Source organism: Roseovarius aestuarii (genome assembly GCF_019966515.1).
In the GTDB taxonomy this organism is placed as follows: domain Bacteria; phylum Pseudomonadota; class Alphaproteobacteria; order Rhodobacterales; family Rhodobacteraceae; genus Roseovarius; species Roseovarius aestuarii.
In genome coordinates this window covers 59788-75883 of record NZ_JAIMIB010000005.1, presented here as the reverse complement: position 1 = coordinate 75883, position 16096 = coordinate 59788, and the positions used below count along the sequence as shown (strand labels likewise).

General features: G+C 59.1%; 16 protein-coding genes. 14 read left to right on the top strand and 2 right to left on the bottom strand.

Features of this window, described 5'->3' with window-relative positions; all coding sequences use genetic code 11:
- Nucleotides 1–325 precede the first annotated feature (325 nt).
- Entirely contained in the window at nt 326–1222 is an 897-nt protein-coding gene (locus tag LC334_RS08625) for a LysR family transcriptional regulator (protein WP_085800169.1), read from the bottom strand.
- 126 nt (nt 1223–1348) lie between these two features.
- Between LC334_RS08625 and LC334_RS08620 the strand changes: the two genes are divergently transcribed.
- The 13 genes from LC334_RS08620 to glnT all read left to right on the top strand — a co-directional run bounded on the left by LC334_RS08620 (nt 1349) and on the right by glnT (nt 13896).
- The gene (locus tag LC334_RS08620; RefSeq protein ID WP_223412922.1) at nt 1349–1858 is read left to right on the top strand and encodes a flavin reductase family protein; all 510 of its coding nucleotides are present in this window, start codon (nt 1349–1351) and stop codon (nt 1856–1858) included.
- Nucleotides 1859–1873: 15 nt separating this feature from the next.
- Nucleotides 1874–3349 carry an aldehyde dehydrogenase gene (locus tag LC334_RS08615; RefSeq protein ID WP_085800170.1) on the top strand — a complete coding sequence of 492 codons (1476 nt, stop codon included), beginning with the start codon at nt 1874–1876 and terminating at the stop codon, nt 3347–3349.
- A 16-nt stretch (nt 3350–3365) separates the two neighbouring features.
- Nucleotides 3366–4424, top strand: coding sequence for an LLM class flavin-dependent oxidoreductase (locus LC334_RS08610; RefSeq protein WP_085800242.1), 1059 nt, complete (start codon nt 3366–3368; stop codon nt 4422–4424).
- Entirely contained in the window at nt 4414–5010 is a 597-nt protein-coding gene (locus tag LC334_RS08605) for an amino acid synthesis family protein (RefSeq protein WP_085800171.1), read from the top strand. Before LC334_RS08610 ends, LC334_RS08605 begins: the two co-directional genes overlap by 11 nt.
- Nucleotides 5011–5811, top strand: a complete 801-nt coding sequence (locus tag LC334_RS08600) for an alpha/beta fold hydrolase (RefSeq protein ID WP_085800172.1) — start codon at nt 5011–5013, stop codon at nt 5809–5811.
- A gap of 54 nt (nt 5812–5865) precedes the next feature.
- Nucleotides 5866–7554 carry a thiamine pyrophosphate-binding protein gene (locus LC334_RS08595; protein ID WP_085800173.1) on the top strand — a complete coding sequence of 563 codons (1689 nt, stop codon included), beginning with the start codon at nt 5866–5868 and terminating at the stop codon, nt 7552–7554.
- Between the two features lie 4 nt (nt 7555–7558).
- Nucleotides 7559–8395 carry a TauD/TfdA family dioxygenase gene (locus tag LC334_RS08590; protein WP_085800174.1) on the top strand — a complete coding sequence of 279 codons (837 nt, stop codon included), beginning with the start codon at nt 7559–7561 and terminating at the stop codon, nt 8393–8395.
- Nucleotides 8392–8757 (top strand): carboxymuconolactone decarboxylase family protein, encoded by a 366-nt coding sequence (locus tag LC334_RS08585; protein WP_085800175.1) that lies wholly within the window; start codon nt 8392–8394, stop codon nt 8755–8757. The genes LC334_RS08590 and LC334_RS08585 overlap by 4 nt, the downstream gene beginning before the upstream one ends.
- Nucleotides 8758–8838: 81 nt before the next feature.
- Nucleotides 8839–9471, top strand: a complete 633-nt coding sequence (locus tag LC334_RS08580) for a helix-turn-helix domain-containing protein (RefSeq protein ID WP_085800176.1) — start codon at nt 8839–8841, stop codon at nt 9469–9471.
- Between the two features lie 90 nt (nt 9472–9561).
- A complete protein-coding gene (locus LC334_RS08575) occupies nt 9562–10458 on the top strand; it encodes a class II glutamine amidotransferase (RefSeq protein ID WP_085800177.1) in 897 nt (298 codons plus the stop codon).
- Nucleotide 10459: 1 nt separating this feature from the next.
- Nucleotides 10460–11143, top strand: a complete 684-nt coding sequence (locus tag LC334_RS08570) for a GltB/FmdC/FwdC-like GXGXG domain-containing protein (protein ID WP_085800178.1) — start codon at nt 10460–10462, stop codon at nt 11141–11143.
- Between the two features lie 12 nt (nt 11144–11155).
- Complete coding sequence (locus LC334_RS08565) at nt 11156–12493, top strand: FMN-binding glutamate synthase family protein (RefSeq protein WP_085800179.1); 1338 nt, start codon at nt 11156–11158, stop codon at nt 12491–12493.
- A gap of 65 nt (nt 12494–12558) precedes the next feature.
- The gene (gene glnT, locus LC334_RS08560; RefSeq protein WP_085800180.1) at nt 12559–13896 is read left to right on the top strand and encodes a type III glutamate--ammonia ligase; all 1338 of its coding nucleotides are present in this window, start codon (nt 12559–12561) and stop codon (nt 13894–13896) included.
- Nucleotides 13897–14036: 140 nt separating this feature from the next.
- Here glnT and LC334_RS08555 read toward each other — a convergent pair whose 3' ends face one another.
- Entirely contained in the window at nt 14037–14975 is a 939-nt protein-coding gene (locus tag LC334_RS08555; protein WP_223412921.1) for a DMT family transporter, read from the bottom strand.
- Between the two features lie 105 nt (nt 14976–15080).
- Between LC334_RS08555 and LC334_RS08550 the strand changes: the two genes are divergently transcribed.
- Complete coding sequence (locus tag LC334_RS08550) at nt 15081–15971, top strand: LysR family transcriptional regulator (protein WP_085800181.1); 891 nt, start codon at nt 15081–15083, stop codon at nt 15969–15971.
- Nucleotides 15972–16096: the final 125 nt, after the last annotated feature.

The window sequence follows — 16096 nt, the reverse complement described above, 5'->3', positions numbered from 1 at the left end:
TTCTCCCTAGTGCCGCATTGCGGCGAGCAGATATGGTCCTGCCTGGCGAGATAGGATCACAAGGCAGCCCGGTGTGACAAGTGTTTCAGATAATCTTTCTTCGTGAAAGTTAAAGTTTGTGAACGTTAACTTCGGTAAACCCGAATATAGATAGGTCCAGTTTTCTGAATATGATATAGCCAGCATATGATATTCAGCTACGATACAGTGACCCAACTGTGCGTCATATGGCACGATTGACGGCGCGGCTAACAAGGTTGCGCTTTGCTGTTTCAGTCCTGACAGGCCCGCATGGGATGATCATGGGCTGATCAGGATACGAGAATCATATCGGGCCGTTTTGCGCCGTGGCGTCATCTGTTTTATCCGCCGGATGCGCCGCCGCCGGCTCTGACAACCGTTCGATCAGTGCGGGCAGCCAGTGCCAGTTCTGGGCAACCAGGTCATTCACGATAAGATTTTTCTTGCGGGTGAAGACCGGCCCGTCCTTCAGCACGTGAATGTCGCCACGGGCGGCAAAAGGGTCGGCAAGTGCGCGCGGCAGATAGGCCGAACCGCCGCGATCGAGCATGCATTGCAACGCCCACCAGGAACTGTCGAAGCTGATCCGGTCCACACCCGCATTATGATAGGTCTCGTCATGCAGCTTGCGGTAGTCAGGGCCATGATCGACAAAGATGTAGCGCGGGTCGGCGTCGATCGGCGTGTCGGGGTGATTTGAGTAAAGAACCAGTTCCTCGGGCGGCAGCGGATGGATCGTCTGATTGCTGCGTGCACCGGATTCGTAAGTCAAAACCACATCGACCATCCCTTCGGCCAACCAGGATTCGAGATCGCGACCGCTACCCTGATGTACCGAAACTGCCATTTCCGGTTGACCTGACATCAGCCCGTTAAAAAAACCGCGACCGGGTCCGTGCCACAACTCGCGGTCACAGCCGAACGTGCAGATCGAATCAAACCCCGAGGGTAGGGCGGTAGCATGTTTCGCCTGCCGCCAGATGCCGGCCATGGCCCTGGCATATCGCAGAAATTTCGTACCCGCCGGGGTCAGCGTGGTGCCGGATTTCTGCCGGTTCAGAAGTTGGGTGCCCAGGTGATCCTCAAGCGTGTTTAGCCGCGCGGTAACGGTGGATTGGGTCACGTTCATCTGTTCCGAGGCGCGCACAAGGCTACCGGTTTCGACGATGGCCAGAAAGGTCTGCAGCGAAGTAATGTTCATATCATCGTCTCTTAGTTCGAATATCGTGAACTTATGTCGCAAAATAATTCAATTTCAAGAATTATATTTTTGTGGCAGGGTCTGAAACATCCTCTCTGAGGCGCGAACAACGGAGGAAGTTCGACAATGTTCCGAGACGTAGGCGGGCTGGTTCCGCGAGAAAAGTTCATCTCCGCCATGCGCGGTGTGGCCTCGTCGGTCACTGTGGTGACCACGGACGGTGAGGCCGGGCGTTTTGGCGCTACGGTCAGCGCGTTTTCTTCGGTTTCAGCCGATCCGCCTACGGTGCTGGTTTGCCTTTTCGCCGAAAGCCGGATTGCGAAGGCTGTCACCGCTAATGGGCGGTTCTGTGTCAATGTGCTGCCCGAGAATGAACCATGGATCGCCGATCGGTTTGCCGGGCGGCATGATGAACGGGTGGTCGACAGGTTCGATGGGGTGGCCTGCGACGGCGATGCGCCGGTTATTGTCGGTGCGACTGGGTTTGCCTGCGATCTGCAACAAAGCATCCGCTCGGGGAGCCACCTGATCCTGATCGGGCATGTGAGAGATGTTGTCGATACCGAGGCACCACCGCTGACGTACCGCGCCGGCAGCTATCATCGGGTAGTGCCGCAGGTCATTGCGGCGGAATAAGAAAGTAAGAACCACATGAAGACCTATCAGATGTTGATCGGCGGCGCTTGGGTGGATGCCAGCGATGGCGGCACCTTTGCCACCTCAAACCCATCCACGGGCGAGGAATGGGCGCGAGTGCCTGAAGCCACCGCCGAGGATATCGACAGGGCAGTGCGTGCCGCACATACCGCCTGCTACGAAGGACCCTGGGCGCAGATGACGGCCACGGAACGCGGTCATTGCCTGCGGCGTCTGGCGGATCTGTTGGCGGAAAATTCGGAGTTTTTCGGCGAGGTCGAGACCCGCGATACCGGCAAGATGCTTAAGGAAACCCGCTGGCAGTCAAAATACATTGCCGAATTTCTTCATTTCTACGCGGGCGCCGCTGACAAAGTGCATGGCGAGACCCTGCCGATCGACAAGCCCGACATGTTTGTATTCACCCAGCGGGAGCCGTTGGGTGTGATAGCCGCCGTGGTGCCGTGGAATTCTCAGATGTTCCTGACCGCGGTCAAAATCGGCCCGGCGCTGGCGGCGGGCAACACAGTGGTCCTGAAAACCTCGGAATTCGCCCCGGCGGTCATTCTGGAATTCGGCCAGCTTTTCGCCAAGGCGGGCATCCCCGATGGCGTCATCAACATCGTGACCGGTCATGCTGACCCCTGCGGCAAGGTGCTGACCTCGCACCCGCTGGTGTCGCGGATTTCCTTTACCGGTGGGCCGGTGGCGGCAAAGCATATTTTGCGCAACTCGACCAATAATTTCGCCGAGGTCTCACTGGAACTGGGCGGCAAGTCGCCCTTCATCGTCTTTGATGACGCGGATATTGAAAGCGCGGTCAACGGCTCGGTCTCAGGTATTTTTGCCGCGTCGGGACAGTCCTGCGTCGCCGGGTCACGTCTGATCGTACATGAAGATATTGCTGACGCATTCCTTGCCCGGATGGTCAAGATCGCCAACGAGGCCAAGATCGGTGATCCGATGCTGGACGAGACCGAGATGGGACCGCTCTGCACCTATGGTCAGCTTGAGAATATCGAGCAGCAGGTGGCCAAGGCGGTCGAACAGGGCGGCAAGGTGCTCTGTGGCGGCAAACGGGCCGAGGGGCAGGGCAGCGACATGTTCTATGAGCCCACGATCATCGACTGCCCCGGCCCGCATCTGGAGATCGTCGATACCGAGCTTTTCGGCCCGGTGCTGAGCGTGCTGCGCTTCAGAACCGAGGCAGAGGCGCTGGCTTTGGCGAACGATACCGAGCACGGGCTGGCGGCGGGAATCTTTACCCGAGACATCGCCCGGGCGCTCAGGATGAGCCGTTCGGTGCGCGCCGGGATCGTGTGGGTGAATACCTACCGTGCGGTGTCACCCATTGCCGAATTCGGCGGCATGAAAAACTCGGGCTATGGCCGCGAAAGCGGGTTCCAGGCGATTTACGACTATACGCGCCCCAAGACGGTGTGGATGAATACCTCGTCCGAGCCACTGGGCAGCCAGTTTGTGGCGCGCTAAGCAAGGGAGAAGAATGATGAAATTCCAACTGGCGATCAATCTGGAGCGGATGGACGACAGCACGGATATGAAGGCTGTGCGCGATCATACGCTGGAAATGGTCAAGATGGCTGATGCGGCGGGGTTTGAAATCGCCTGGGCCGCCGAGCATCACGCGATGGAGATGACCATTGCTCCCAACCCGTTCCAGATCCTGACCTGGTGGGGCGAGCACGCGAAAAATATTCGCCTCGGTGTCGGTGTCGTCAATGCCGCCTACTGGCACCCGATCAACCTGGCGGGCGAGGCGGCTTTCCTTGACCTTGTCAGTGACGGCCGCCTGGAATTTGGTATCGGCTCTGGTGCCTATCAACGCGAATTCGACCGGATGAAACCGGGTCTCGATCAGAAAGACAGTTGGCGCTACATGCAGGAAATGCTTCCCGTGGTGAAGGAACTGTGGAAGGGCGACTACACGCATAATGGCGAGTTCTGGCATTTCCCCACCGCCACCTCCTGCCCCAAACCGGTGCAAAAGGATGTGCCTATCTGGGTCGCAGCGCGCGCGCCGATCACTTTCGACTACGCGGTAGAGCACAATTGCAACATCCTGAGCTGGCCGCTGACGATGCCGTTTTCCGAGGCCGAGACCTATCGCGCGCGACTGGACGATGCGATTGCCAAACACGACGGCGAGTACACCGGCAACTGGGCGGTGATGCGCCACACGGCGGTTTATGACAACGAAGCGGATCGCAAAGCGGCGATGGATGCCATTCGGGTTCAACTCAGCCAATTTGGCAATCTGATGATGAAGTCTGGCGATGTGGTCAACGGCTTTCCGGACCGGGTGCCGCTCGATAGCCTTGAGGGCAATGCAAGGGTTGATCCCGAACTGCTGGAAGAGAACCTGATGTTCGGCTCGCCTGAGCAGGTGATCACCAAACTGAAGAAATACGAAGAAATCGGTGTTGACGGCTTCCTCTATTATGCCTCGATGGGCATGGACATGGATCAGCAGAAACGGTCGCTTAAATTGTTCATTGATCAGGTGATGCCTGAGTTTACCGAAAAGGAGCTGGCCCATGCCGGTTGAAATACGTCGTACTCTGACCCTCGTTCAGACCACCTATAAAGAGGGCTGGAAAGAGGTCGCCGAACCTACGAAACTGGTGACTGCTGCGGCGATCATCCGCAACCCGTGGTTCGGACGTGGCCATGTCGAAGACCTGAGCCCCGAAATCAAAGAACACGGACCGGTACTGGGTAAGATGCTGACGGATATGATCCTCAAGGAAACCGGCGGTACGGTTGAGGGGTATGGCAAAGCCTCGGTTGTGGGTATGGGCGGAGAGGTCGAACACGCGCAGGCGCTGACCCATACGCTTTGGTTCGGCAATCAGTACCGTGATGCGGTGAATGCCAAATCCTATCTGGTATTCAGCAACACGCGCGGGGCTGCGGGTACGTCGCTGATGATCCCGCTAATGGACAAGGATGATGGCGGGCGGCGCTCGCATTATCAAACCATCCATACCAGCATTCCCGACGCCCCCGCCGAGGATGAGATGGTCGTGGCCCTTGGCGCGTCACTGGGCGGGCATCCCAACCACCGGATCGGTGATCGCTATGCGGACCTCAAAGAGATGGGGCGCGACGTTGATAATCCGGCGGGGGTCTAGATGCCGGTAAGTAGGGCGGGCACAGCCTATGATCTGACCGGGCCCGAGGGCGCGCCTGTCGTGGCGATGATCCACGGGCTCGGGTTGACGCGGGCCGCGACGTACCGTGAGATGATTCCACTTCTCGCGACACATTTCCGCGTACTCAGCTACGATTTGTGTGGACATGGTGAGACCGCCCTGCCCACGGAGACGCCCAGCCTGACCGTGCTCAGTGAACAGTTGATTGCGCTGATGGACGAGCTTGGGATTGAACAGGCGGCACTGGTCGGGTTCTCACTGGGTGGGATGATCAATCGTCGGGTAGCGATGGATCATCCGGATCGGGTATCGGCACTGTGCATTCTGAACTCGCCGCATGAACGCGGCGAGGACCAGCAGAAACTGGTTGAGGAACGCGCCCGCGATACCTCGGCTGGTGGGCCCGGGGCCACGATTGATGCGACGCTGGAACGGTGGTTCACCGAAGATTTCCGCCGCGAGCACCCCGAGGTGCTGCAGGAAGTACGCGAGGTGGTGATGGCCAATCACCACGAGAATTACGCGCTGCACCGTTTCGTGCTGGCCGCAGGCGTGGTCGAACTGATCCGGCCTCAGCCGCCTATCACCCATCCGACGCTGGTCATGACCTGCGAGAAAGATAGCGGCCAGCCCCCGGCGATGAGCCACGCCATCGGCTCGGAAATCGCAGACTCTGGCGTCATCATCCTGCCGGGGCTGCAACACATGGGGCTGGTTGAACGCCCCGATCTTTTTGCCGGGCCGGTGAAGGAGTTTTTGAGCCGGGTTTTACCGGGCTGACGGATTGCGCCCGGTTTTGATGTGCGGGCTTACACAAGTAACAGGAAACGCGACATGAAAAAGATGACAGGTGGTCAGGCGGCGGTCGAGGCGATCCGCGCCGAGGGAACCAGCCATGTGTTCGGGCTGATCGGATCGGCCACGATGGAGATGTTCGACGCACTTTATGACGCGGATGACATCAAGTTCATCGGTGTACATGACGAGCGTACCGGCACACATATGGCCGACGGTTTCGCCCGGATGAGCGGGCAGGCTGGGGTGATCTTAGCGGGGCAGAACGGCCCCGGTGCCACCAACCTTGTGACTGGTCTGGCGCAGGCCAAGGCGGCCTATTCGCCGGTGGTCAGTATCGCGGGTGCATTGGCCAGCGGGCACCGCTACCGTGATGCCTTTCAGGAGGTCGATCAGGACGCGCTGTTCAAGCCGATCACCAAGAAGACCTGGACGGCGACTTCAGCGGATCGCGTGCCCGAGATGTTGCGCGAAGCCTACCGCGAGGCGATGGCGCCCCGGCGCGGCCCGGTGCAACTCAATCTGCCGCGCGACGTGTTGTCGGCGCAGGCCGAGTTCGAGGAATTCCAAACGCCTGCGCAATATCGCCCGTTTGCCGCTCCGGGTGGTGCACCCGAGGCCATTGAGGCTGCCGCGAAATTGCTGGCAGGCGCCAATCAGCCGGTGATCATCGCGGGGGGCGGGATCAAGAACACCGACGGCGCAGAAGATTGCCTACGCCTGGCTGAGGCGTTGAATTGTCCCGTGGTCACCTCACCCGGTCACGGCGATGCGATACCGTTTGGCCACCCGCTGAATGCGGGCCAGATGGGACCACGCGGCAATGTGGTGGCCTCCCGGTTGGTGAAAGAGGCCGACGTGATCCTCGGCCTCGGCACACGGATCGGCTTTAACGCCACCTTCTACAGCTATGATAATATTAATAAAGACGCTAAGATCATCCATGTGGAGCTGGAACCCACGGCCATCGGGCGCTACTTTCCCGCCGAGATTGGGATCATGGGCGATGCACCGACCGTGGCGCGGCAATTGCGCGATACGCTGAGCCGGATCAACACCCGCGGCGCGGCGGATGCCTGGGCGATAGGTTTTCAGGCCGAGCGTGAGGCCTATCTGGCTAAACGTGATGCCGAGGCGCAGGTCGATGCAATGCCGATCCACCCGTCGGGGCTGTTCAAGACGCTACGCGATGTGATGCCGAAAGATGCGGCGGTGACGATGGATGCGGGTACGCTCTGCCTGCAGGCCACCGATGCATTGAATTACTGGCACCCCAAATCGCTCTTCACCCCGCTTGATTTCGGGCTGGTCGGTTTTTCATTTGCCTGTGGGCTGGGGTTGAAGCTGGCGGCACCGGAACGGCCCATCATTTCGCTCATGGGTGATGGCGGGTTCGGCATGACCGTCTCCGAGCTTTCGACGGCCGTCGATTATGGCATCAACACCGTCACCGTGGTGATGAACAACCGCTGCTGGGGGGCAGAGAAAGCCTATCAGCGCGATTTCTTCGGCGAGCGTTATATCGGCGCCGATATCTCAAGCCCGCCCTTCGACAAGCTGGCGGAGCTTTATGGCGCCAAAGGCTACAAGGCCGAAACGCTGGACGAAATGGCGCAGGCGATAGAGGCGGCGCTTGACTGCGGCAAGCCGGCGGTTGTTGATGTCAGTGTCGATCCGGCGGCTCTCTATTCTTTCCGGAGGGACAGCTTCAAACACCGGGGAGGGTAACGCCATGCGCGCAGCAAAGATCACACCGGCCATTGGCGCTGAGATTTCCGGCATTGATGTGAATGCTCTGACCGAAGCTATCACAGACGGCCTCTATAAGGCATTGCTGGAGCATCAGGTGATCTTTTTGCGCGGCACGGATATTTCGCCAGAGGCGCATATGGCACTGGCCGAAAGCTTTGGGGAACTGGACGCGCCGCATCCGCTTTATCCGCATGTCGACAGGTTCGAACGGATCGTGAAGCTGGAAAATGACAGCGGCGCACCACCCGACACCAATAGCTGGCACACAGATCTGACATTCAAGGTGCAACAGCCCTTTGCGTCGATCCTTGTCGCCCGCGTGGTGCCCGAGGTGGGTGGCGATACCATGTGGTCGTCTAACTATGCCGCCTATGATCGATTGCCCGCTGGCATGAAAGCCGATCTTGAGGGGTTAGAGGCGGTGCATGACATGGGGGATTTTCGTAATTCCTTTGGCGCAAGCCCGGATAAGCTGAACGAGGGTATGGCGCGGTTCGGGCATAGTATCCGCCCGTTGATTGCCACCCATCCGGTGACGGGCCGCAAGTTCCTGAATTTCAACGAGGCATTCGTGACCCACATCCTTGGTCTACCGACGAATGAGGCCAATGCGCTGAAAACCTGGCTGGCCAATCACATGAACAAACCCGAGGATCAGATCCGCTGGCGTTGGCGCGCCGGTGATCTGGCGATGTGGGACAACCGCTGCACCATGCATTACGCAGTGGCCGATTACCTGCCAGCCTATCGCTGCATGAACCGCATCACCGTGGTGAAGGACCGACGCGAAACACCCGAGATGAAAGAGGCATCATGACCGAAAAGACCTATCCCTCGACCGAGGCGCAGCGCCAGACCGACGACTGGAACCCGATGTGGGACATGCTGGCTGAAATGGACCCGGATTACCTTGAGGCATTTCTGGCCTTCCGCGCGGTGCCGCAGAAGAACGGCCCGCTGCCGCAGAAGACCAAGGAATTGATATTCATCGCCATCAACGCGGCCACCACCCACCTTTGGGCGCCGGGCGTGCGGCGGCACATGCAGAATGCCCTGCGTGAAGGCGCGACCAAGGAAGAGATTTTGGAAGTGCTGCAACTGACTTCGATCATGGGGGTGCACTCCATGGCACTGGGGGCGCCCATTCTGAATGAGGAATGGGAAAAAATGAACGGCTGACCAGCGCTGTTTTACATCGCTCTCGCAAGGGTTTAGTCTTGGACAACAGCCGGCAAAACGTCGGTCCAAGAGGAAGACGATATGGCCAGCGGCAAGCTTAACCAGGACCCACATAAGGTTCGGGATACCCGCGAAAAGAACCTTGAGGTGGCGATTGGCCGCGAGGTACGCGATTTCCGGCGGCAGCGCAGTATGACCGTTGCCGATCTGGCTGAGGTGACCGGTCTGTCGGTGGGCATGCTCTCCAAGATCGAGAACGGCATTACTTCGGCCTCGCTGACCACGTTGCAGGCGCTGTCGGCGGCGCTGAGCGTGCCGGTGACCTCGTTCTTTCGCCGCTTCGAGGAGCGCCGGGAGGCGGTGCATGTCAAGGCAGGTGACGCGATCGAAACCGAGCGCGCGGGCACTCGGGCAGGACATCAGTACAACCTGCTGGGGCATCTGGGGGCGAATGGCAGTGGCGTTGTGGTCGAGCCCTACATGATTACGCTGACGGAAGAATCCGACACCTTCCCGACCTTTCAGCATGAAGGGATCGAGCTTCTCTACATGCTGGAGGGCGAGGTGGGCTATCGCCACGGCGAGAAACGCTTTCATCTATGCCCGGGGGACAGTCTGTTTTTCGATGCCGATGCGCCGCATGGACCTGATCAGCTGATCAAGCTGCCAGCACGCTATCTCTCGGTGATTTCCTATCCCCAATCCAGCCATTGAAATTATTCCTGACAGGAAACATTAATTCTTATGGTTGAAAAAGCTTAAGAGAATCTGTACCCTGTTTCAGAATGATTCATGGAGACGCCAATGTGTGGGATTGTCGGACTATTTCTGAAAGATAAATCACTGGAGCCCAAACTGGGCGAAATGCTGACCGAGATGCTGATCACTATGACCGATCGCGGACCGGATAGTGCTGGTATCGCGGTCTATGGGGACACGCGGGAAGGGCATGCCAAGCTGACCGTTCAGTCGGCGGACCCGGAGACCGATTTTGCCGATCTGGGCAGGGATCTGATTGCCGAGATCGGCGGCGATCTTTCGGTCCGTGTAATTGACACCCACGCTGTGATCGATCTGCCCGAAAACAAGCTGGCCGAGGCCCGCGCCGCGCTGAAAGACCTGCGCCCCGATGCAAGGGTGATGAGCGCCGGAGAAGTCATTGAGATCTATAAGGAGGTTGGCCTGCCCGAAGACGTGGCACGCCGCTTTGACATTCCCAAGCTGACCGGCACGCACGGGATCGGACACACTCGGATGGCCACGGAATCGGCGGTGACGACCCTGGGCGCGCATCCGTTTTCCACTGGGGCCGATCAATGCTTGGTGCATAACGGCTCGCTTTCCAATCACAACTCATTACGCCGCAAACTGGCGCGCGAAGGTGTCACCGTTGAGACGCTTAACGATACAGAGGTGGCGGCGGCCTATCTGACCTGGAAAATGCAGAATGGCAGCACCCTGGGCGAGGCGCTGGAGGCCGGGTTGGATGACCTTGACGGGTTCTACACCTTTGTGGTGGGCACCAAGGACGGGTTCGGCGTCGTGCGGGATCCGATTGCCTGCAAACCTGCGGTCATGGCCGAGACCGATCAATATGTGGCGTTCGGCAGCGAATACCGCGCACTGGTCAGCCTGCCGGGCATCGAGGACGCCCGCGTTTGGGAGCCCGAACCCGCAACCGTTTATTTCTGGAACCACTGAGATGCAGACATTCGATTTGGCCGAACAGGGCTTGCGCGCCCTGAACGAGACCCTGCAGGGTCAGACCCAAAACACCAACGAGACCGCGTGGGAGGTGGTGAATGCCAAGGGCAGTCATGCCATCGCCGTGGGGCTCGATGCACCTATCGAGGTCACCGTGCGCGGCTCCACCGGCTATTATTGCGGCGGCATGAACAAGCAGGCGACCATTACCGTCGACGGCTCGGCAGGTCCAGGCACCGGTGAGAACATGATGTCGGGCAAGATCGTGATTGAAGGCGATGCCAGCCAGTATCTGGGGGCAACCGCTCATGGCGGGCTGATCGTGGTTAGGGGCAATGCCGCCTCGCGCTGCGGGATTTCGATGAAAGGCGTCGATATAGTGGTCGAGGGCAATATCGGCCACATGTCCGGCTTCATGGCGCAGTCGGGCAATGTCGTGGTCTGCGGCGATGCGGGCGACGCGTTGGGTGATAGCTGCTACGAGGCGCGGTTTTTCGTGCGCGGCAGCGTAAAGAGCCTCGGTGCCGATTGCGAGAAAAAGGAAATGCGACCGGAACATATAGAGTTTCTCAAAGAAATCCTGACCGAGGCCGGGGTGGACGCGAAACCTGAGGAGTTCACGCGCTACGGCTCGGCCCGCAATCTCTATAATTTCGATGTTGATAACGCTGGCGACTATTAAGGGGTTGAAACCATGACAGAACACAAGATCCCGCACACCACGCCGCGACAGTCGGCGACCTTCACGCAGGACGTGAACAGCGACATCCGCCGTGCGGCGGCGACCGGCATCTACGACATTCGCGGTGGCGGCGCCAAGCGCCGGGTGCCTAATTTCGACGACCTGTTGTTTCTGGGCGCGTCGATCTCTCGCTACCCGCTCGAAGGCTATCGCGAGAAATGCGAGACCTCCGTGACCATCGGCGGTCTGCACGCGGAAAACCCGATCGAGCTGGACATTCCGATCACTATCGCTGGTATGAGTTTCGGCGCGCTCTCCGGCCCGGCGAAAGAGGCTCTGGGCCGCGGCGCCTCGGCGGCGGGCACGTCCACGACCACCGGCGACGGCGGCATGACGCCCGAAGAACGCGGCCACTCCACCAAGCTCGTGTATCAGTATCTGCCCTCGCGCTACGGCATGAACCCGGATGACCTGCGCAAGGCTGATGCCATCGAGATCGTCGTGGGGCAGGGGGCCAAGCCTGGCGGTGGCGGCATGCTCTTGGGTCAGAAGATTTCCGACCGGGTGGCCGAGATGCGCAACCTGCCCAAGGGGATCGACCAGCGGTCGGCCTGCCGTCACCCGGACTGGACCGGGCCAGATGATCTTGAGATCAAGATCCTCGAGTTACGCGAGATCACCGGCTGGAAAGTCCCGATCTATGTGAAAGTCGCCGGCGCGCGGCCCTATTACGACACCACTCTGGCGATCAAGGCGGGCGCGGATGCGGTCGTGCTTGATGGCATGCAGGGCGGCACGGCGGCGACGCAGGACGTGTTCATTGAGCATGTCGGTCAGCCGACGCTGGCGATCATCCGTCCGGCGGTTCAAGCGCTGCAGGATCTGGGGATGCACCGCAAGGTGCAGTTGATCCTGTCGGGCGGCATCCGCTCGGGTGCGGATGTGGCCAAGGCGATGGCATTGGGCGCGGACGCCGTCAGCATCGGCACCGCGGCGATGATCGCCATCGGTGACAACGACCCGAAATGGGAGGCCGAATATCAGAAACTCGGCACCACCGCGGGCGCCTATGATGACTGGCACGAGGGGCTGGACCCTGCCGGCATCACCACCCAGGATCCCGAGCTTGCCGCGCGGTTCGATCCGGTCGAGGGCGGGCGGCGTCTGCGCAATTACCTCAAGGTGATGACGCTTGAGGCGCAGACCATCGCGCGCGCCTGCGGCAAGAACCATCTGCACAATCTGGAGCCTGAAGATCTGGTGGCCCTGACGATGGAGGCCGCCGCCATGGCGCAGGTGCCTTTGTCGGGCACCGACTGGTGGCCGGGCAAGCCGGGCACAGGGTTCTGAAAAAAGTTGACAAGGGGCGGCCAAACCGCCCCTTTTCTATGCCAACAGGGAAAGGAAAAAACTCCATGACAACAGATCTGGCCGCCTACGCTGCGGAAAACGGCGTAAAATACTTCATGATTTCATTCACCGATCTGTTCGGGGCACAGCGGGCCAAGCTGGTGCCGGCACAGGCGATTGCCGATATGCAAGAGGAAGGCGCCGGGTTCGCCGGCTTTGCCACCTATCTGGATCTGACACCCGCGCATCCGGACATGCTGGCGGTACCGGACCCCAGTTCCGTGATCCAGCTGCCGTGGAAACCTGAAGTCGCCTGGGTGGCGGGCAATTGCGTGATGGATGGCGAAGACGTGGCGCAGGCTCCGCGCAACGTGCTGCGCAAGCTGATCGCCGAGGCGGCGGACGAGGGCATGCATGTCAAGACCGGGATCGAGGCCGAATATTTTCTGCTGACGCCCGACGGATCAGCTCTCAGCGACGAATACGATACCGCCGACAAGCCCTGCTATGACCAGCAGGCTGTGATGCGGCGCTATGACGTGGTGCGCGAGATCTGCGACTACATGCTTGATCTGGGCTGGGGTCCGTATCAGAACGACCACGAGGACGCCAATGGCCAGTTCGAGATGAACTGGGAATTCGACGACGCGCTCCGCACCGCCGACAAGCACAGTTTCTTCAAATTCATGACCCGGTCCGTGGCCGAAAAGCACGGCTTCCGAGCGACCTTCATGCCCAAGCCCGTTGAGGGCCTGACCGGCAATGGCTGCCATGCGCATATTTCCGTGTGGGATGCGCCCGGCGACAAGGCCAAGACCAATGTTTTCGCCATCGAGGCGGGCACAGGCACGGGCCAGACCGGAGAACTGGGCCTCAGCGAAAAGGGCGCGCATTTCCTGGGCGGCATCATGAAACATGCCAGCGCCTTGGCCGCGATCACCAATCCGACGGTGAACAGCTACAAGCGGATCAACGCGCCGCGCACCACCTCGGGCGCGACATGGGCACCCAATACCGTGACCTGGACCGGCAACAACCGTACCCACATGGTGCGCGTGCCAGGTCCCGGCCGGTTCGAACTGCGCCTGCCCGATGGCGCGGTCAACCCATATCTTTTGCAGGCGGTGATCATCGCCGCGGGACTCAGCGGGATCCGCCACAAGGCCGATCCGGGCAAGCGTCATGACATTGACATGTATGCCGAAGGTCACAAGGTACGCGGCGCGCCGAAACTGCCGCTCAACATGCTGGATGCGATCCGGACCTACGATAAGGACAAGGAGTTGAAGGCGATGCTGGGCGAGGAATTCTCGGCCGCCTATATCAAGATGAAAATGCAGGAATGGAATTCCTTCACCGCGCATTTCAGCCAGTGGGAAAAAGACAACACTCTGGATATCTGACCAGCTCCGGCACCCCCGGCAGGCGGTGACAAGGCGCGGGGCCGCTCGAATGCCGTCATCTGACGGGGTAAGTCAGATGACGGCGTTGTGCCCACCATGACCGATGCTTCTGCGCGATCGAATGGTCGCGTTTTTGCATTTCAGGCCGTATTTGAACGTTGATCAGTCTTCGCTTCAGGGCTGTCAGTGTTCAGGATCATTAACCCGGCCAGGGCAATCAGGGCTATCCCTCCAATCGTGAATTTGTCTGGAAGTTCGCCAAAGAACACAAAGCCCCAAAAAGCTGCAAAGATAAGATAAGCATAGTCGAAAATCGCAATCACCTGCGGGCGCGGAGACTGGTAGGCTCGCGCAACGCCAAGCGTGACCCCGATGATCAGCGCTGCCATGATGGCCAGAACTCCCAGAGTGGCTGCATTAAGTGGCGACCACGTCCCCAAGAGGAACAGATAGCGATCTGCATCTGTCACCGGAAACAGCCAGAGACCAAGAGACACGAGTGCGCCACAGATCACCAGCGCCATGTTGAGGCTGATGGCGAGCGTCACCGGGGCCTCGGCCACGCATTTGGCCCGCGTGAGCACCGCCGCAGACGCGTAGAGGAAGGCAGCAATCACCGGGATCAGCGACAGTGAGGTAAAGTCTTCTCCACGGGGCTGTACGACAACCAATACGCCGACAAACCCGATACCAACGGCACACCAATGCGCCAGCCTGATCTGCTCTTTCAGGAAAAGTGCAGAGAGCAGAACGATGAACAAAGGGGCAGTGTAGAGCGTCGCGGCAATGACCGACAGATCAAGGACCGGGATCGCAGCATAGATGGCGAGGTACATCGCAACCAGCATCAGGCTTCGCAAGCTGACCCATCCAATTGCCATCGGGCGGATGCGACCTTTTGCAAGCAGCACCAAAACAGGCAATGCAAGGCAGGAGCGGCACACGTAGATCTGCCATAAGGTCATGTCCGAACTGGCGTATTTCACGAAGGCATCCGTTAGCGCCATCGCAAACACCGTGAGGATAATCGTGATGATGCCAGACGTCATCGTGCGCTCTGAGGGCAATGTCGGCATCATGGATACTCGCTTTGTGGAAACTTGCTTTCGCGTGTCAGCGTAGACGGTTTCCCATTGTTCGATAACAGAGTATATTCTATACAATATCATTAGCTGAGGAACATAATGGACCGGGTACGTCTTCTGGGGCTACGAACATTTCATGCCATCGCGGAGCAAGGAACGCTTCGTGCCGCAGCGGGCGTGCTGGGCGTGCAGGCTTCTGCGGTGTCTCAGCAGCTCAAACAGTTCGAAGATCATCTTGGCACGGCATTGTTTGTGCGCAACACGCGCTCAGTCGTCCTAACGGATGCGGGCAGAAAGCTACTCGCGCAAACCCGTCATGTGCTGTCTGAAGCAAACGCGGCAATCGAAGCTGTCCGATCTGAGGCTGGGGCAGTGTCCGGGGTGCTGCGCATCACCCTGCCGTTTCGCGCCTGGGAGGCCGTGGTCGCTCCCCGCCTGGCTGACTTCCAAACTCTGTTCCCCGAAATAGAGCTTGACCTGTCCATTGACGAGGGGCTGGTTGATATTACCACGAAGGGCTTTCATGCTGGGATCAGGTTGGGCGATTTACTCGAAGACCAGATGATCGCCAAAGCGCTTAGCAAACCGATGCAGGGGGCTTACGTGGCATCACCTGCCTATCTGGGGCAATTTGGCGTACCAAAGGTGCCGATTGATCTGTTGGAGCATAAATGCATTCGCCATCGCCGGGTCAACTCAGGGAGAATAACACCTTGGGAGTTTTTGGTTGATAGGGAGCCACAGGTGATCGAAGGAAAAGGGTCCATTATATTCAATGACCTTCGTACTGTGGTTGACGCAGCCCGCCGTGATGTTGGCATCGGGTGGTCGCTCAGAGCTGGTGTAGAAGAAGATCTGCGACAGGGTCATCTGGTGCAAATATTGACCGAGTTTACACCAGACCGACCTCGCTTCTTCATATACTTCGCTCGGGAGCTTCGTGAGTTGCCACGTTTGCGGGTATTCATCAACCACTTCGTCTACACCTGACAGCAGCCAATCCCGTAAGCTGCCGTTCGCACAATTGCAGCTAAAGCTCATTTTGTCCGCAATACGGTTACTCGTCTTCGTGGCCCGAATGTCAGCTTTCGTTTAGCCGACGTTGTTCGAAAATC

What these genes read in the sequence shown, in the direction of transcription:
- LC334_RS08625 (WP_085800169.1), bottom strand. Translation starts at nt 1,222, where the DNA reads ATGAACATTACTTCGCTGCAGACCTTTCTGGCCATCGTCGAAACCGGT.
- LC334_RS08620 (WP_223412922.1), top strand. Translation starts at nt 1,349, where the DNA reads ATGTTCCGAGACGTAGGCGGGCTGGTTCCGCGAGAAAAGTTCATCTCC.
- LC334_RS08615 (WP_085800170.1), top strand. Translation starts at nt 1,874, where the DNA reads ATGAAGACCTATCAGATGTTGATCGGCGGCGCTTGGGTGGATGCCAGC.
- LC334_RS08610 (WP_085800242.1), top strand. Translation starts at nt 3,366, where the DNA reads ATGAAATTCCAACTGGCGATCAATCTGGAGCGGATGGACGACAGCACG.
- LC334_RS08605 (WP_085800171.1), top strand. Translation starts at nt 4,414, where the DNA reads ATGCCGGTTGAAATACGTCGTACTCTGACCCTCGTTCAGACCACCTAT.
- LC334_RS08600 (WP_085800172.1), top strand. Translation starts at nt 5,011, where the DNA reads ATGCCGGTAAGTAGGGCGGGCACAGCCTATGATCTGACCGGGCCCGAG.
- LC334_RS08595 (WP_085800173.1), top strand. Translation starts at nt 5,866, where the DNA reads ATGAAAAAGATGACAGGTGGTCAGGCGGCGGTCGAGGCGATCCGCGCC.
- LC334_RS08590 (WP_085800174.1), top strand. Translation starts at nt 7,559, where the DNA reads ATGCGCGCAGCAAAGATCACACCGGCCATTGGCGCTGAGATTTCCGGC.
- LC334_RS08585 (WP_085800175.1), top strand. Translation starts at nt 8,392, where the DNA reads ATGACCGAAAAGACCTATCCCTCGACCGAGGCGCAGCGCCAGACCGAC.
- LC334_RS08580 (WP_085800176.1), top strand. Translation starts at nt 8,839, where the DNA reads ATGGCCAGCGGCAAGCTTAACCAGGACCCACATAAGGTTCGGGATACC.
- LC334_RS08575 (WP_085800177.1), top strand. Translation starts at nt 9,562, where the DNA reads ATGTGTGGGATTGTCGGACTATTTCTGAAAGATAAATCACTGGAGCCC.
- LC334_RS08570 (WP_085800178.1), top strand. Translation starts at nt 10,460, where the DNA reads ATGCAGACATTCGATTTGGCCGAACAGGGCTTGCGCGCCCTGAACGAG.
- LC334_RS08565 (WP_085800179.1), top strand. Translation starts at nt 11,156, where the DNA reads ATGACAGAACACAAGATCCCGCACACCACGCCGCGACAGTCGGCGACC.
- glnT (WP_085800180.1), top strand. Translation starts at nt 12,559, where the DNA reads ATGACAACAGATCTGGCCGCCTACGCTGCGGAAAACGGCGTAAAATAC.
- LC334_RS08555 (WP_223412921.1), bottom strand. Translation starts at nt 14,975, where the DNA reads ATGATGCCGACATTGCCCTCAGAGCGCACGATGACGTCTGGCATCATC.
- LC334_RS08550 (WP_085800181.1), top strand. Translation starts at nt 15,081, where the DNA reads ATGGACCGGGTACGTCTTCTGGGGCTACGAACATTTCATGCCATCGCG.